The 13,829-nt window shown below is 67.1% G+C and carries 13 protein-coding genes; 10 read left to right on the top strand and 3 right to left on the bottom strand.

The window, feature by feature from the left end; translation table 11 throughout:
• The first annotated feature begins 61 nt into the window (after positions 1 to 61).
• On the top strand, positions 62 to 445 hold the full coding sequence (locus tag ACMGDH_RS06280) for a MarR family winged helix-turn-helix transcriptional regulator (RefSeq protein WP_436827041.1): 384 nt from the start codon (positions 62 to 64) through the stop codon (positions 443 to 445).
• Positions 442 to 1,257 (top strand): NAD-dependent epimerase/dehydratase family protein, encoded by an 816-nt coding sequence (locus ACMGDH_RS06285; protein WP_436827042.1) that lies wholly within the window; start codon positions 442 to 444, stop codon positions 1,255 to 1,257. Before ACMGDH_RS06280 ends, ACMGDH_RS06285 begins: the two co-directional genes overlap by 4 nt.
• Before the next feature lie 57 nt (positions 1,258 to 1,314).
• On the opposite strand, the gene ACMGDH_RS06290 is transcribed toward ACMGDH_RS06285, so the two are convergent.
• Complete coding sequence (locus ACMGDH_RS06290; RefSeq protein WP_436827043.1) at positions 1,315 to 1,995, bottom strand: helix-turn-helix transcriptional regulator; 681 nt, start codon at positions 1,993 to 1,995, stop codon at positions 1,315 to 1,317.
• An 87-nt stretch (positions 1,996 to 2,082) separates the two neighbouring features.
• Here ACMGDH_RS06290 and ACMGDH_RS06295 point away from each other — a divergent pair, with 87 nt between their 5' ends.
• Positions 2,083 to 2,487 (top strand): GFA family protein, encoded by a 405-nt coding sequence (locus tag ACMGDH_RS06295; RefSeq protein WP_436827044.1) that lies wholly within the window; start codon positions 2,083 to 2,085, stop codon positions 2,485 to 2,487.
• 150 nt (positions 2,488 to 2,637) lie between these two features.
• On the top strand, positions 2,638 to 3,249 hold the full coding sequence (locus tag ACMGDH_RS06300; RefSeq protein WP_436827045.1) for a TonB family protein: 612 nt from the start codon (positions 2,638 to 2,640) through the stop codon (positions 3,247 to 3,249).
• A 95-nt stretch (positions 3,250 to 3,344) separates the two neighbouring features.
• Here ACMGDH_RS06300 and ACMGDH_RS06305 read toward each other — a convergent pair whose 3' ends face one another.
• Positions 3,345 to 3,611, bottom strand: coding sequence for a hypothetical protein (locus ACMGDH_RS06305; protein WP_436827046.1), 267 nt, complete (start codon positions 3,609 to 3,611; stop codon positions 3,345 to 3,347).
• A gap of 121 nt (positions 3,612 to 3,732) precedes the next feature.
• Between ACMGDH_RS06305 and ACMGDH_RS06310 the strand changes: the two genes are divergently transcribed.
• The 4 genes from ACMGDH_RS06310 (at position 3,733) to metH (ending at position 9,537) form a co-directional block, all read left to right on the top strand.
• Positions 3,733 to 4,686 (top strand): ArsR/SmtB family transcription factor, encoded by a 954-nt coding sequence (locus ACMGDH_RS06310; protein WP_436827047.1) that lies wholly within the window; start codon positions 3,733 to 3,735, stop codon positions 4,684 to 4,686.
• Positions 4,683 to 5,600 (top strand): methylenetetrahydrofolate reductase [NAD(P)H], encoded by a 918-nt coding sequence (gene metF / locus ACMGDH_RS06315; protein ID WP_436827048.1) that lies wholly within the window; start codon positions 4,683 to 4,685, stop codon positions 5,598 to 5,600. Before ACMGDH_RS06310 ends, metF begins: the two co-directional genes overlap by 4 nt.
• A 150-nt stretch (positions 5,601 to 5,750) precedes the next feature.
• The gene (locus ACMGDH_RS06320) at positions 5,751 to 6,797 is read left to right on the top strand and encodes a homocysteine S-methyltransferase family protein (RefSeq protein ID WP_436827049.1); all 1,047 of its coding nucleotides are present in this window, start codon (positions 5,751 to 5,753) and stop codon (positions 6,795 to 6,797) included.
• Positions 6,798 to 6,933: 136 nt separating this feature from the next.
• Positions 6,934 to 9,537 carry a methionine synthase gene (gene metH / locus ACMGDH_RS06325; RefSeq protein WP_436827050.1) on the top strand — a complete coding sequence of 868 codons (2,604 nt, stop codon included), beginning with the start codon at positions 6,934 to 6,936 and terminating at the stop codon, positions 9,535 to 9,537.
• A 281-nt stretch (positions 9,538 to 9,818) separates the two neighbouring features.
• On the opposite strand, the gene ACMGDH_RS06330 is transcribed toward metH, so the two are convergent.
• Positions 9,819 to 10,214: a GFA family protein gene (locus ACMGDH_RS06330; RefSeq protein WP_436827051.1), complete on the bottom strand. Its 396-nt coding sequence runs from the start codon at positions 10,212 to 10,214 to the stop codon at positions 9,819 to 9,821.
• Positions 10,215 to 10,309: 95 nt separating this feature from the next.
• Here ACMGDH_RS06330 and ACMGDH_RS06335 point away from each other — a divergent pair, with 95 nt between their 5' ends.
• Positions 10,310 to 12,175 carry an ABC-F family ATP-binding cassette domain-containing protein gene (locus tag ACMGDH_RS06335; RefSeq protein ID WP_436827052.1) on the top strand — a complete coding sequence of 622 codons (1,866 nt, stop codon included), beginning with the start codon at positions 10,310 to 10,312 and terminating at the stop codon, positions 12,173 to 12,175.
• Between the two features lie 60 nt (positions 12,176 to 12,235).
• Positions 12,236 to 13,822: an MFS transporter gene (locus ACMGDH_RS06340; RefSeq protein ID WP_436827053.1), complete on the top strand. Its 1,587-nt coding sequence runs from the start codon at positions 12,236 to 12,238 to the stop codon at positions 13,820 to 13,822.
• The last annotated feature ends 7 nt before the right edge of the window (positions 13,823 to 13,829 follow it).

Below are 13,829 nucleotides of genomic sequence, written 5' to 3' on the forward strand. Positions count from 1 at the left end.
GTCCCGACACGGGTCGATCGGCGCCTGGGCGAAGCGGTGCTATTTTGCAGGCCGCGCCGTCATGGAGGTCGCTCTCCGGCCCTATGATCTCGGCGCGACGCAGTGGTACGTCCTCTACCAGCTCGCCCATGAGGGCCCGACCATGCAGCGCGAGTTGCTGCGCATGCTTCAGGTCGAGCGGGCGACGTTGAGCGTCATCGTTAGCGCCCTGGTCCGCAAGGGCCTGGTCGAACAGGTGCCGGATCGAGTCGATCAGCGCCAGAAGCGGTTGCAGATGACGGCTGCGGGCGCTCGCCTGTGGAGCGAACTGCCTGACCTTACGACCTTGATCCACAAGGCGGCTTTCGAAGGCATCGACGACGCCGACATCGCGATCGCCGTCCGGGTGCTTCGAACCGCGACCGAGCGGCTGGACAGGCTTTCACACAAGGAAACAGACGCATGACAGTTCTGGTGACCGGCGTAACGGGCCTGGTGGGCGCGCGACTGCTGCCGCGCCTGATGGAAGCGGGTGTCGACTGCCGGGCGCTGGTGCGCGGCGGGAAAGACGTTCCTGCCGGGGCGACGGCGGTGGAAGGCGACCTTCTCGATGCGGGCTCGCTGGCTCAGGCGGTGACGGGCGTCACGGCGATCATCCATCTCGCGGCCGTGTTCCGCACACAGGATACCGACCTGATCTGGAAGAGCAATCTCGAGGGTACGCGCAGCCTCGTCGCGACGGCGGAGACCCATGCGCCCGGCGCGCGCTTCATCCTCGCAAGCACCAGCAACGTCTACAATCCGCACAATCCGCATCCGGGCCGTGAGACCGATGCGGTCGATCCGGAGCAAGCCTATCCGGCCAGCAAGGTCGCCGCGGAGAAGGAACTGCGGGCGAGCGCGCTCAATTGGGCGATCCTGCGGTTCCCCTTCGTCTATGGCGATGGAGACGGCCATCTGGAGATGCTCCCCAAGCACGCGATCGCGGGCAAGATGCACCCAGCCAAGCGGATCAGCACGATCCATCATCGCGATGTCGCAACGGCCATGACCCTTGCCCTGGCAGGCAAGATGGACGGCCGCATCGTCAATATCTCCGACGAGGCGCCTACTTCGATCTTCGAACTGGCGCAGCTAGCCGGCGAGACGATCGAATCGTCGTCTGAGCCGCTGGAGAACCCATGGCATCTTCACGTCGACGCCTCGCTCGCTCGCAGCCTCGGCTTCCAGCCCACAGTCAGGACTGTCCATCAGGCGCTGCAAGAGGGCTGGCTCTAAGAGAGCTGCAACCGACGGCCCGATCTTGCCTTCCGCGCGACTTCGCATGAATGGCAGCTAGCTCCGCAGCGTCGCGTGCCATTGGCGGCGCAGCGCGGCGGGGTCGTGCGGGATGCGCTCCTCGAGGAAATCGGCGCCGGCGATGCGATCGAGGCGGAAGCTGCGGAAGTCGCGGCGAAGCTCGCACCAGGCGATGAGCACGCGCGCCGCATCGAGATAGCCGATCACCAGCGGCCAGACCGTGCGCTCAGTGATGCGGCCGGCCTCGTCGCTGTAGCGGATCGTCAGCTTGCGGGCGGCGCGGATCGCCGTGCGGAGCCGGGCGGCGTCCACAGTGTCGACTGGCGCGTGCCAAGAGGGTGGAGTGCGTGCCGCGGGATCGGCGAGGAAGGGGCGCATCTCCTCGGGCAGCACGGTCGCGATCTTGGCGAGCACGTCGTGCGCGGCGCGGGCGAGCACCGGATCGGCATGGCCCGCCACCCATTGTGCGCCCAGCGCGACGGCATCGATCTCGTCAGTCGTGAGCATCAGCGGCGGGAGATCGAAGCCACCATCCAGCACATAGCCGATCCCCGCCTCGCCCCGGATGGGCACGCGCTGGCCGATCAGCGCGGCGATGTCGCGGTAGACCGAGCGCTTCGACGTCTCGAGCTCCTCGGCAATCGCTTCCGCCGTCACCGGGCGGCTGGTGCGGCGGAGGATCTGGACGATCTGGAAGAGGCGGTCGGCCTTGCGCATGTTGAGCTTTCTACTGCCATGCTGTTGCCAGCACGTTGTCAGCAGCATGGCAGTATGTCGAGTTCCTGACCAAAGGGAGATCGACACATGCTCAAGACCTATCATGGAAGCTGCCATTGCGGCGCAGTGCGCTTCGAAGCGGACATCGACCTGGAAGCGGGCACCGGCAAGTGCAACTGCTCGATCTGCACCAAGCGCCGCAATTGGGGCGCGCTGCTCAAGCCCGAGGCTTTCCGGCTGCTCCAGGGTGCCGAGGCGCTGAGCGACTATTCGTTCGGGACCCATCAGGGAAGCCACCGCTTCTGCAGCAAGTGCGGCTGCGCCCCGTTCAGCACGGGCGATGTGCCGGAGATCGGTGGTGCGTTCGTCTCGGTGCAGGTCGCCTCGCTGGACGATGCGAGCGACGAGGAGCTGGCGGCGGCGCCGGTGCGCTACTCCAACGGGCGCGACAATGCCTGGTGGGAGGCGCCGGCCGAGACGCGGTATTTGTGAAGCCAGCCCGGCCGCTTGGCCGGGCGTCGCGGCGGGCGCATATTGCCGGGGATGACTGTCCGGCTTCCCACTCGCGACCGGTTTGCCTCGACTGCTGCCGCCGCGCTTCTCTCGGCGGGGATGCTTCTTGGCATATGGGAGGGATTGGCGGTGCGGTTCGAACGGGCGACGCAGGACGCGCTGGCGGTGTTCGACGTGCGGCCGCCTCCGCCCGTGCCGGAGCCGGTGCCTGTGCCTGTGCCTGTGCCGATCGCCGAAGCCGAAGGCGCGGCGGCGCCGCCCAACCGCCGCGCTGTGCCGAAGCCGGTGGTGGCGCCGACGCCGGCGGTTGCGGTCCGCACGCCGACCGCCGCTCCCCCGGTCGCGGCGCAGGGCATCGCACCGAGCGCGGGCGCTGCGGTAGCGGCCGGACCGGGGACGGGGGCGGGCGGCCAGGGCGCGGGTCTCGGTGCGGGCGGCGAGGGTGCGGGCAGCGGCGGTGGAGTCGCGGTGCGCGCACGGCGGATTCGAGGCGGCATCAACATCCGCGACTATCCGCGCGCCGCCGAAGGCATGACGGGAAGCGTGACCGTCCACCTTGATGTGAGCGCAGAGGGGTTGGTGACGGGATGCCTCGTCGCGCGCTCGAGCGGCAATGCGGCGCTCGACGCGACGACCTGCCGATTGGCGCGCACGCGCTTCCGCTATGCCCCGGCGCGGGACCGCGCGGGCCGCGCGGTTCCCGACGTCGCGGGATGGCGGCAGGATTGGTGGGTGGAGTGAGCGCGCTTCAAAGCCGCGCGGACAGAAGCGCAGGTATCTCCGCCAGTCGCTCGCGGCCGAGGAGTCGAGCGGACCGATCCGCTCGACAAGGCGGCTTATTCGGTGATCTCGTTGCCGGCGTCGCCGCTGCCTTCGTCGGTTCCGTTTGCGGTCATGTTGCCGGCATAGCTGTTCTCGGCGCCGGCGAAAGCATCGTCGAGCGCGGCGTTCGCGGCATCGACGTCGGACACGGCCTCGCCCATCGTGTTGCTGTCGCCGCTGATCGTCTCGTTCGCCTCGGTGGCTTCATTACGGGCGCCGCCGCAGGCCGAAAGGCCGGTGAGCGCGAGGGTGGCGACGGGGAGGAGGAGGGTCTTGCGCATCGAATATCCCTTTCTTCGGCTTTTTCTGCTTCGCCGCATGGGCTAACGGGCGCTTCAACGCCGCGCAACCGCAAGGGCTGCGTTGACCTGATATAAAGATATCTTTATATCTAAAATCGACATGACCTCGGCTCTCGCCATCTTCCGTGCCCTCGCCGATCCGACGCGGCTGCGCATCGTCGCGCTGCTGCGGCTGATGGAGCTGAGCGTGGGCGAGCTGGCGCAGGTGCTGGGGCAGAGCCAGCCGCGGGTGAGCCGGCACGTCAAGATCCTGTGCGACGCGGGGCTCGCCGAGCGGCGCAAGGAAGGCAGCTGGGTGTTCGTGGCGCTGGGCGCCGACGCCAAGGTGAAGCCTGTGCTCGCGGCGCTCGACGGCTGGAGCGAGGGCGATCACTGGCAGATCGCCGACGAGGCGCGGCTCGCCGCAGTGCGCGCCGACCGCGCGGCTGCGGCCGCCGAATGGTTCGAGGCGCACGCTGGGGAATGGGATGCGATCCGGTCGCTCCATATCGCCGAGAGCGAAGTCGAGGCAGCGATGATCAAGGCGCTGGGCGATGCCCCGCTCGGCCAGCTGGTCGACATCGGCACCGGCACCGGGCGGATGCTCGAGCTGTTCGCGCCGCGTGCAGGCCAGGCGCTGGGGATCGATCGTTCGTCGGAGATGCTGCGGCTGGCGCGCGCCAAGCTTTCCGAGCAGGGGCTCGCCAATGCCGAGCTGCGGCAGGCAGACCTCTATGCGCTGCCGCTGCAGGACGGTGGTGCGGACACCGCTATCCTCCACCACGTTCTCCATTTCGCGCAGCAGCCGCGCGCCGCGATCGCCGAGGCTGCACGCGTGCTGGGCAACGGCGGGCGGCTGCTGATCGCCGATTTCGCGCCGCACGATCGCGAGGAACTGCGTTCGCGCGACGCACACACACGGCTGGGCTTCTCGGACGAGCAGATCCTGGGTTGGTTCGAGGGCGCGGGGCTGGCGCCGGTGCTGGTCGAGACGCTCGAGGGCGGCGAACTGACGGTGAAATTGTGGCTCGGTCGAAAGATCGACAGTGAGATGAAGGAAGTGAAGGCGGCATGAGCAACGTGGATCCCCTGGCGCCGCCGCTGTTCGCCGACGTGGCCGGCGACGTGGACGTGAGCTTCGAGTTCTTCCCGCCCAAGACGGAGAAGATGGAGGAGACGCTGTGGGAGTCGATCCAGACGCTCTCGCCGCTGGGGCCGCGCTTCGTGAGCGTGACCTATGGCGCGGGCGGGACGACGCGGGAGCGGACTCACAACACGGTGGCGCGGATCGCGCGGGAGACGGCGATCCCGGCTGCGGCGCACCTCACCTGCGTCGAGGCGACGCGCGAAGAGATCGACGCAGTCGCCGAGGAATATTGGGCCGCGGGCGTGCGGCACATCGTAGCACTTCGCGGCGATCCGCCGCGTGCGGGGGAGAAGTTCGTCTCGCACCCGGGCGGCTATGAGAATGCAGCGGCGCTGGTGGCGGGGCTGCGTAAACTCCATCCGTTCGAGATCTCGGTCGCGGCCTATCCCGAGTGTCATCCGGATTCGCCGAACGCGACGGCGGACATCGACAATCTCAAGGCCAAGATCGATGCGGGCGCGACACGGGCGATCACGCAATTCTTCTTCGAGCCCGAGAAGTTCTTCCGCTTCCGCGACGATGCCGCCAAGGCGGGGATCACTGCCGAGATCGTGCCGGGAATCATGCCGGTGATGAACTTCGCGAGCGTCCAGCGCATGTCGGCGATGTGCGGGACGGCAGTGCCGGCGTGGATGGGCAAGCTGTTCGAGGGGCTGGACGAGCATCCCGCCGCGCGGCAGCTCGTCGCGGCGACGCTGGCGGCGGAATTGTGCCGAAAGCTCTATGCGGGCGATGTGCGGCAATTCCACTTCTACACGCTCAACCGCGCCGAACTGAGCTACGCGATCTGCCATCTGCTCGGGCTGCGGCCGAAGGTGGGCGCAGAGCTGGTGGCGGCTTGATTTGATCCTCCCCGGCACGGGGAGAGGGACCGCGACGCGAAGCGGCGTGGTGGAGGGGGCCCTCCACCAGCGGAACGGCTAGAGGAGGGCCCCCTCCACCATGCTTCGCATGGTCCCCCTCCCCGTGCCGGGGAGGATCGAGGAAGTAAGATGACTGCACGCGAGAAACTGCTGGCTGAAGCCGCCAAGCGCATCCTGATCACCGACGGGGCGTTCGGGACCGAGATCCAGAACTGGAAGCTGGGCGAAGACGCCTATGCGGGCGATCTGGGGCTGAGCCACGATCAGAAGGGCAACAACGACATCCTCGCGCTGACCAAGCCCGAGGTGCCCGCCTCGATCCACCGCGCCTATTTCGAGGCGGGGGCCGACATCGCCGAGACCAACACCTTCTCGGCCAACCGGATCAGCCAGGCCGATTACGGCGCCGAGCATCTGGTGCGCGAGATCAACGTGGAATCGGCCAAGCTCGCGCGGTCGATCGCCGACGAGTTCGAGGCCAAGGACGGGCGTCCGCGTTTCGTCGCGGGCGCGCTGGGGCCGACCAACAAGACGCTGTCGCTGTCGCCCGACGTCAACGATCCGGGCTATCGCGAGATCGACTTCGATTATCTCAAGGACGTGTATCGCGAGCAGATCGACGCACTGGTCGAGGGCGGGGTGGATTTCATCCTGATCGAGACGGTGTTCGACACCTTGAACGCCAAGGCAGGGATCATGGCCGCGATCGAGGCGGGCAACGACCTTGGCCGCGATTTGCCGATCATGCTGTCGATGACGCTGACCGACCTTTCGGGCCGCAATCTCTCGGGGCATACGGTCGAGGCGTTCTGGCACGCAGTGCGGCATGCGAAGCCGGTAACGATCGGGCTCAATTGCTCGTTCGGGGCCGAGCAGCTTCGCCCGCATGTGAAGACACTGAGCGCGCTGTGCGACACGCTGATCATGGTCTATCCGAACGCCGGTCTGCCCAACGAGCTCGGCGCCTATGACGAGGAGCCGGCGACGACCGCCGGACTGGTCAAGGAATGGGCCGATGCGGGGCAAGTCAACGTGCTCGGCGGCTGCTGCGGATCGACCCCGGCGCACATCAAGGCGATCGCGCAGGCGGTGAAGGACCTGCCGCCGCGCGCCATCCCGACACCCGAGGTGCGGACGCGGCTTGCCGGGCTCGAGCCGTTCACGATGGCTGCCTGAACTTCTTTCCCCCTCCCGCTTGCGGGAGGGGGCAGGGGGTGGGCGGTCGCTCTCCTCCGGAAACATCGCTCGCGGATAGCGGGCGCCCACCCCTCAATCCCCTCCCGCAAGCGGGAGGGGAGGCAGAAAAGAGCAGATGAACACCACCGCTTCCTCGACCAGCTTCGTCAATATCGGCGAGCGCACCAACGTCACCGGCTCCGCCCGCTTCAAGAAGCTCGTCATGGCGGGGGATTATGCCGCCGCGGTGGAAGTCGCGCTGCAGCAGGTGGAGGCCGGCGCGCAGGTGCTCGACGTCAACATGGACGAAGGCCTGCTCGACGCGCATGAGGCGATGACTACCTTCCTCAAGCTGATCCAGGCCGAACCCGACATCGCGCGCATACCGGTGATGGTCGACTCGTCCAAGTGGGACGTGATCGAGGCCGGGCTGAAGTGCGTCTCGGGCAAGCCGATCGTCAATTCGATCAGCATGAAGGAAGGCGAGGAACAGTTCCTCGAACATGCGCGAAAATGCATGGCCTATGGTGCCGCCGTGGTGGTGATGGCCTTCGACGAGGTCGGGCAGGCCGACACCAAGGAGCGCAAGGTCGAGATCTGCGAGCGCGCCTACAAGCTGCTCACCGGGATCGGCTTTCCCCCTGAGGACATCATCTTCGATCCGAACGTGTTCGCGGTCGCCACCGGCATCGAGGAGCACAACAACTACGGCGTCGACTTCATCGAGGCGTGCCGCGAGATCAAGGCGCGCTGCCCGCACGTCCATATCTCGGGCGGGCTCTCGAACCTGTCGTTCAGCTTCCGCGGCAATGAAGTTGTGCGCAAGGCGATGCACTCGGTGTTCCTCTACCACGCGATCCCCGCGGGGATGGACATGGCAATCGTCAACGCCGGCCAGCTCGACGTCTATGACCAGATCGAGCCCGAGCTGCGCACGGCGTGCGAGGACGTGATCCTCAATCGCGATCCCGAGGCAGGCGAGCGGCTGGTCGCGCTTGCGGAACGCTATCGCGGGACCGACGCGGTCGCCGAGAAGCAGGCGGCGGAGTGGCGCGGCTGGGACGTCGCCAAGCGGCTGGAGCATGCGCTGGTCAAGGGCATCGACCAGTTCGTCGTCGAGGACACGGAGGAGGCGCGGCTCCAGTTCGCGCGGCCGATCGAAGTCATCGAAGGCCCGCTGATGGACGGGATGAACGTCGTCGGCGACCTGTTCGGATCGGGCAAGATGTTCCTGCCCCAGGTGGTCAAGTCGGCGCGCGTGATGAAGAAGGCTGTGGCGCACCTGCTGCCCTTCATCGAGGCGGCGAAGGAGCCCGGTGCCAAGGGCAAGGGCAAGGTGGTGATGGCCACCGTCAAGGGCGACGTTCACGACATCGGCAAGAACATCGTCGGCGTGGTGCTCCAGTGCAACGGCTTCGAAGTGGTCGATCTGGGGGTGATGGTGCCCTGGACGAAGATCCTCGAGGCCGCCAACGAGAACGACGCCGACATGATCGGGCTGTCCGGTCTCATCACTCCCTCGCTCGACGAGATGGTGACGGTCGCCGAGGAGATGCAGCGTTCGGGCATGACGATGCCGCTGCTGATCGGCGGCGCGACCACCAGCCGCGTGCATACCGCGCTGCGGATCGAACCGGCGTACAAGGGGCCGGTGGTGCATGTGCTCGACGCGAGCCGCGCGGTGGGCGTTGCGACCACGCTCGTCTCCGAGACGATCCGCGACGATTATGTCGCCAAGATCGCCGCCGAATATGAGCAGGTGCGCGTCGCGCGCGCCAACAAGGGCCAGAGCGAGCTGCTGCCGATCGGCGTGGCGCGCGACAACGGCTTCGAGGCGGACATGAGCCTCAAGCCGGGCAAGCCGCGGATGCCGGGGGTGCACGAGTTCCTCGACTGGGACCTCAAGGACCTGCGCCAGTATATCGACTGGACGCCGTTCTTCCGCGCCTGGGAGCTCGCAGGGAATTATCCGGCGATCCTGGAGGACAAGGTGGTCGGCGAGAGCGCGAGCTCGCTGTTCGCCGATGCCAACAAGATGCTCGACACGATCATCGCCGAGAAGTGGCTCACCGCGCGGGGCGTGGCCGGGCTGTGGCCGTGCCGGCGGGAGGGCGACGACATCATCGTCCATGTCGAGGACGAGGAGCATGTCACGCTGCCGATGCTGCGCCAGCAGATCGCCAAGCGCGAAGGTCGGGCCAACATGTGCCTGGCCGACTTCATCGACCATGACGGCGACTGGATCGGCGGCTTCGCGGTGGGCATCCACGGCATCGAGCCGCATCTCGCGCGCTTCAAGAACGCGATCGACGATTATTCGGACATCCTGCTCAAGGCGCTGGCGGACCGGCTGGCGGAGGCCTTTGCAGAACGGCTGCACCAGTTCGTCCGGACCTCGCTATGGGGCTATGCCGAGGGCGAGCAGCTCGACAATGAAGCGCTGATCCGCGAGAAATACCGCGGCATCCGGCCGGCGCCGGGCTATCCCGCCTGCCCCGAGCACAGCCTCAAGCCGATCCTGTTCAAGATGCTCGACGCGCACAAGCGCACAGGGATCACCCTCACCGAGAGCTTCGCGATGCTGCCGACCGCGGCGGTCTCGGGCTTCTATTTCGGGCATCCCCAGGCCGAATATTTCGGCGTGGCGCGGATCGGGCAGGACCAGCTCGAGGATTATGCCGCGCGGCGTGGGGTGAGCGTCGAGCAGGCTACCCGCTGGCTTCGGCCGAACCTGGACTGAGACGACTGTGCTCCTGCGAAAGCAGAAGCCTAGGGCGGGCGACATTTACCTGCTCCTCCCTTGCAAGGGGAGGTGGCATCGCGCAGCGATGACGGAGGGGTGTCGCCCTATCGAGAGCGGGACACCCCTCCACCACCGCCTTCGGCGGCGGTCCCCCTCCCCTTACAGGGGAGGATCTGGACCGGCTCGCCTGCTGACCTTCAAATGTCGATCGGGCCTAGAGCGAGGAACGTCGCTTGCGGCCCTGGGCTCCTGCTTTCGCAGGAGCACGGTAGAGGACGCTAGCCCGGCGTGACCCGCGGGCCCGGCCAGCGCTCGCGCGGCTCGGCCTGCTCGACGGTCATGTTCGCGCCCTCGGTCGCGCGTACCGGCACTGCGGTGAGATCGATGTCGTGCAGGCAGCGCGCATTGACGCCGAAATGATCGGGAGCGGCGCGCTTGCGGTGGAAGACGTAGATGCCGCATCGGCTGCAGAAATAATGGCGCGCCCGGTGCGTGTTCCACTGGTACAGCGTGAGCAGATCTTCGCCGGCAATCACTTCGAGCGCGCCTTCGGGCACCTTTGCCATCAATGCTCCGCGCATCTCGCACAACGAGCAGTCACAGGTGGTGAACTCGGTGATTTCGGCATGGAGCCGGAACGCGACGCCGCCGCAATGGCACGAACCTTCGATCATCTCCTACCCTCCCGCTGCGGGCCTAGGCTGCGGAAGGGCTGCGGCCAAGTCCGTACTTGGGGGATGCGGGCGGTGGTGCTAGGGCCGCGCGCATCATGCTCAATCTGACCGATATCACGGTGCGCCTCGGCGGGCGCACGATCATCGACGGCGCGACCGCCAAGCTGCCGCCCAAGGGGCGGATCGGGCTGATCGGGCGCAACGGCGCGGGTAAGTCCACGCTGGTCAAGGTGATCGCCAGCCAGCTCGAACCCGATACCGGCAGCGTGGAGATGCCGCGCGGCGCCAAGCTGGGCTATATCGCGCAGGAAGCGCCGCACGGCGACGCGACGCCGTTCGAAACCGTGCTCGCTGCCGACCTGGAGCGCGCGGCTTTGCTCCACGAGAGCGAGACCAGCCAGGATCCGGACCGGCTGGGCGAAGTCTATGAGCGGCTGATGGCGATCGATGCCTATACCGCGCCGAGCCGCGCGGCGCAGATTCTGGTCGGACTCGGCTTCGACGAGGAGATGCAGCACCGCACGCTCGACAGCTTTTCGGGCGGGTGGAAGATGCGCGTGGCGCTGGCGTCGCTCCTGTTCTCGCAGCCCGACATGCTGCTGCTCGACGAGCCTTCGAACCACCTCGACCTGGAAGCGGTGCTTTGGCTGGAGGATTTTCTGAAATCCTATCCGGCGACGATCCTGCTGGTCAGCCACGAGCGCGACTTCCTCAACAATGTCGTCGATCACATCCTCCATCTCGATCGCGGCAAGCTGACGCTCTACCCGGGCGGGTATGACGCGTTCGAGCGCCAGCGCGCGGAGCGGCAGGCACAGCTTGCATCGGCGCGGGCCAAGCAGCAGGCCGAACGGGAGAAATTGCAGGACTATGTCGCGCGCAACTCGGCGCGCGCATCGACCGCCAAGCAGGCGCAGAGCCGGGCCAAGGCGCTGGCGAAGATGCAGCCGATCGCCGAGCTGCTCGACGATCCGACGCTGAGCTTCGACTTCCCCAATCCCGACGAGCTGCGCCCGCCGCTGATCACGCTCGACCTGGCGACGGTGGGCTATGGCGAGACGCCGATCCTCAAGCGGCTCAACCTGCGCATCGATCCCGACGACCGGATCGCGCTGCTCGGGCGCAACGGCAACGGCAAGACCACGCTGGCGCGGCTGCTCGCGGCGCAGTTGACGCCGATGGAAGGCGCGATGAACGCCAGCGGCAAGATGCGCGTGGGCTATTTTACGCAGTATCAGGTCGAGGAGCTCGATCGGACCGAGACGCCGCTCCAGCACATGACGATCCTGATGAAGGGCGCCACGCAGGGCGCGGTGCGCGCGCAGCTGGGGCGGTTCGGCTTTTCGGGGCAGAAGGCGACCACCGAGGTCGGCAAGCTCTCGGGCGGCGAGCGCGCGCGGCTGGCGCTGGCGCTGATCACCCGCGACGCGCCGCACATGCTGATCCTCGACGAGCCGACCAACCACCTGGACGTCGATGCGCGCGAGGCGCTGATCCAGGCGCTCAATGCCTATACCGGCACGGTGGTGCTGGTCAGCCACGACCGCCACATGCTCGAGATGACGGCCGACCGGCTGGTGCTGGTCGATCAGGGCACTGCCAAGGAATTCGACGGCAGCCTCGACGACTATATCGCCTTCGTGCTCAGCAAGGATGGGCAGGGCCCCAAGCTCTCCAAGGCCGACAAGAAGGAAGCACGGCGCCTTGCCGCCGAAGCGCGCGAAAAGGGGGCGGAGCTGCGCAAGGCCGCCACCGCTGCCGAGGCGGAGCTGGCGAAGCTCAGCGAGCAGCGCAGCGCGGTGGAGCGGGCGATGTTCGATCAGTCGACTGCCGAGCCGGCGCTTGCCAAGCTGACGATGACCGAGCTGATGAAGCGCCGGGCCGAACTGAGCGAGAAGATCGAGGCGGCCGAGGCGGCATGGCTCGAGGCGAGCGAGGCACTGGAGGCGAGCGCGGCCTGACGTTCCCCTTGTGGCGCGCAGGGGGTGCGCTACACCTTTTCGGAAACACGGGAGGGACGAATGGCATCGCAGGGGGCGGAACCGAGCGCGAAGGACATGCGGCTCGTGATCAGCGCATCGTCGCTGGGCACGGTGTTCGAATGGTATGATTTCTTCATCTACGGGACGCTCGCCGCCTCGGGGATCATCGGGCGAACTTTCTTCCCCGCGGGCAACGAAGTGCTGCAGACACTGCTCGCCTGGGCGGGCTTCGCGGTGGGGTTCGGCTTCCGGCCGCTCGGCGCGATCCTGTTCGGCTATCTGGGCGACCGGCTGGGACGCAAATATACCTTCCTCGTCACGATCACGCTGATGGGTGTGGCGACCGCGGGCGTGGGGCTGGTGCCGAGCTACGCCGCGATCGGCTTCGCCGCGCCTGCGCTCATCATCCTGCTGCGCATTGCGCAGGGGCTGGCGCTGGGCGGCGAATATGGCGGCGCTGCGATCTATGTCGCCGAGCATTCGACCGACGGACGCGCCGGCTTCCATACCAGCTTCATCCAGGCGAGCGTGGTCGGCGGCTTCATCCTGAGCCTTGCGGTGGTGCTGCTCGCCAAGTTCGGGCTCGCGGACGTCTGGGAGGCCTGGGGGTGGCGTGTGCCCTTCCTCTTCTCGCTCGTGCTGCTCGGCATCTCGCTGTGGATGCGGTTGAAGCTTTCCGAGAGCCCGGTGTTCAAGGCGATCAAGGACGCCGGGGAAACCGCGGCCAATCCGTTCGTCGAGAGCTTCACCTATCCGGGCAACTGGAAGCGGCTGCTGGTGGCGCTGTTCGGGATCGCCGCGGGGCTGACGGTGATCTGGTACACTTCGATGTTCTCGGTCCTCTCGTTCCTGCAGGGACCGATGCGGCTCGATGCCACCGCGGCGCAGCTGATCACCGGCGGCACGGCGATGCTCGGGCTCTTCTTCTTCATCTATTTCGGGCACCTCTCGGACCGGGTGGGCCGCAAGAAGCCGATCGTGATCGGCTATGCGTTGACGCTGGTGCTGCTGTTCCCGCTCTTCTGGGTGATCGGCAGCGCGGCCAATCCGGGACTGGCGGAGGCTGCGCGGCGCGAGCCCGTGGTCGTCTCCGGCCCGCAATGCGCCTATGACCCCTTCGCCGAGCGCCAGGCCGACGACTGCGGCAAACTGCTCGACCATTTCTCCAAACGCGGCGTGACCTACACCACCGTCCATGCGCCTGCGGTCACGGTCTCGATCGGCGGGACACCGGTGGACGATCTGAGCCCCGCGGGGCTCGACGCTGCGCTGGGCGCGGCGGGATACGAACTCGGCAGGATCGTGCCCCCGCCGGCCAATATCGCGGTGATCGTCGTTGCGGTGCTGATGCTGATGGCGCTCTCGGGCGCGACCTATGGCCCGGTGGCGGCGCTGCTCAGCGAGATGTTCCCCTCGCGCATCCGCTACAGCTCGATGTCGATCCCCTATCACATCGGGACCGGCTATTTTGGCGGATTCCTGCCGCTGATCAGCCAGTATATCGTTGCCAAGAGCGGCGATCCCTATGCGGGCCTCTGGTACACGTTTGCGGTGGTGGCGATGGCGCTGCTGGTGACGGCATTCGGGCTCAAGGAGACGGTGGCGCGACCGGCCCGGCGCGGCTAACCGCAAC

Source organism: Sphingomonas radicis, assembly GCF_051400635.1.
Classification (GTDB): domain Bacteria; phylum Pseudomonadota; class Alphaproteobacteria; order Sphingomonadales; family Sphingomonadaceae; genus Sphingomonas.

Coding starts and splice junctions, on each gene's coding strand:
- ACMGDH_RS06280 (WP_436827041.1), top strand. CDS start 62: ATGGAGGTCGCTCTCCGGCCCTATGATCTCGGCGCGACGCAGTGGTAC.
- ACMGDH_RS06285 (WP_436827042.1), top strand. CDS start 442: ATGACAGTTCTGGTGACCGGCGTAACGGGCCTGGTGGGCGCGCGACTG.
- ACMGDH_RS06290 (WP_436827043.1), bottom strand. CDS start 1,995: ATGCGCAAGGCCGACCGCCTCTTCCAGATCGTCCAGATCCTCCGCCGC.
- ACMGDH_RS06295 (WP_436827044.1), top strand. CDS start 2,083: ATGCTCAAGACCTATCATGGAAGCTGCCATTGCGGCGCAGTGCGCTTC.
- ACMGDH_RS06305 (WP_436827046.1), bottom strand. CDS start 3,611: ATGCGCAAGACCCTCCTCCTCCCCGTCGCCACCCTCGCGCTCACCGGC.
- ACMGDH_RS06310 (WP_436827047.1), top strand. CDS start 3,733: ATGACCTCGGCTCTCGCCATCTTCCGTGCCCTCGCCGATCCGACGCGG.
- metF (WP_436827048.1), top strand. CDS start 4,683: ATGAGCAACGTGGATCCCCTGGCGCCGCCGCTGTTCGCCGACGTGGCC.
- ACMGDH_RS06320 (WP_436827049.1), top strand. CDS start 5,751: ATGACTGCACGCGAGAAACTGCTGGCTGAAGCCGCCAAGCGCATCCTG.
- metH (WP_436827050.1), top strand. CDS start 6,934: ATGAACACCACCGCTTCCTCGACCAGCTTCGTCAATATCGGCGAGCGC.
- ACMGDH_RS06330 (WP_436827051.1), bottom strand. CDS start 10,214: ATGATCGAAGGTTCGTGCCATTGCGGCGGCGTCGCGTTCCGGCTCCAT.
- ACMGDH_RS06335 (WP_436827052.1), top strand. CDS start 10,310: ATGCTCAATCTGACCGATATCACGGTGCGCCTCGGCGGGCGCACGATC.
- ACMGDH_RS06340 (WP_436827053.1), top strand. CDS start 12,236: ATGGCATCGCAGGGGGCGGAACCGAGCGCGAAGGACATGCGGCTCGTG.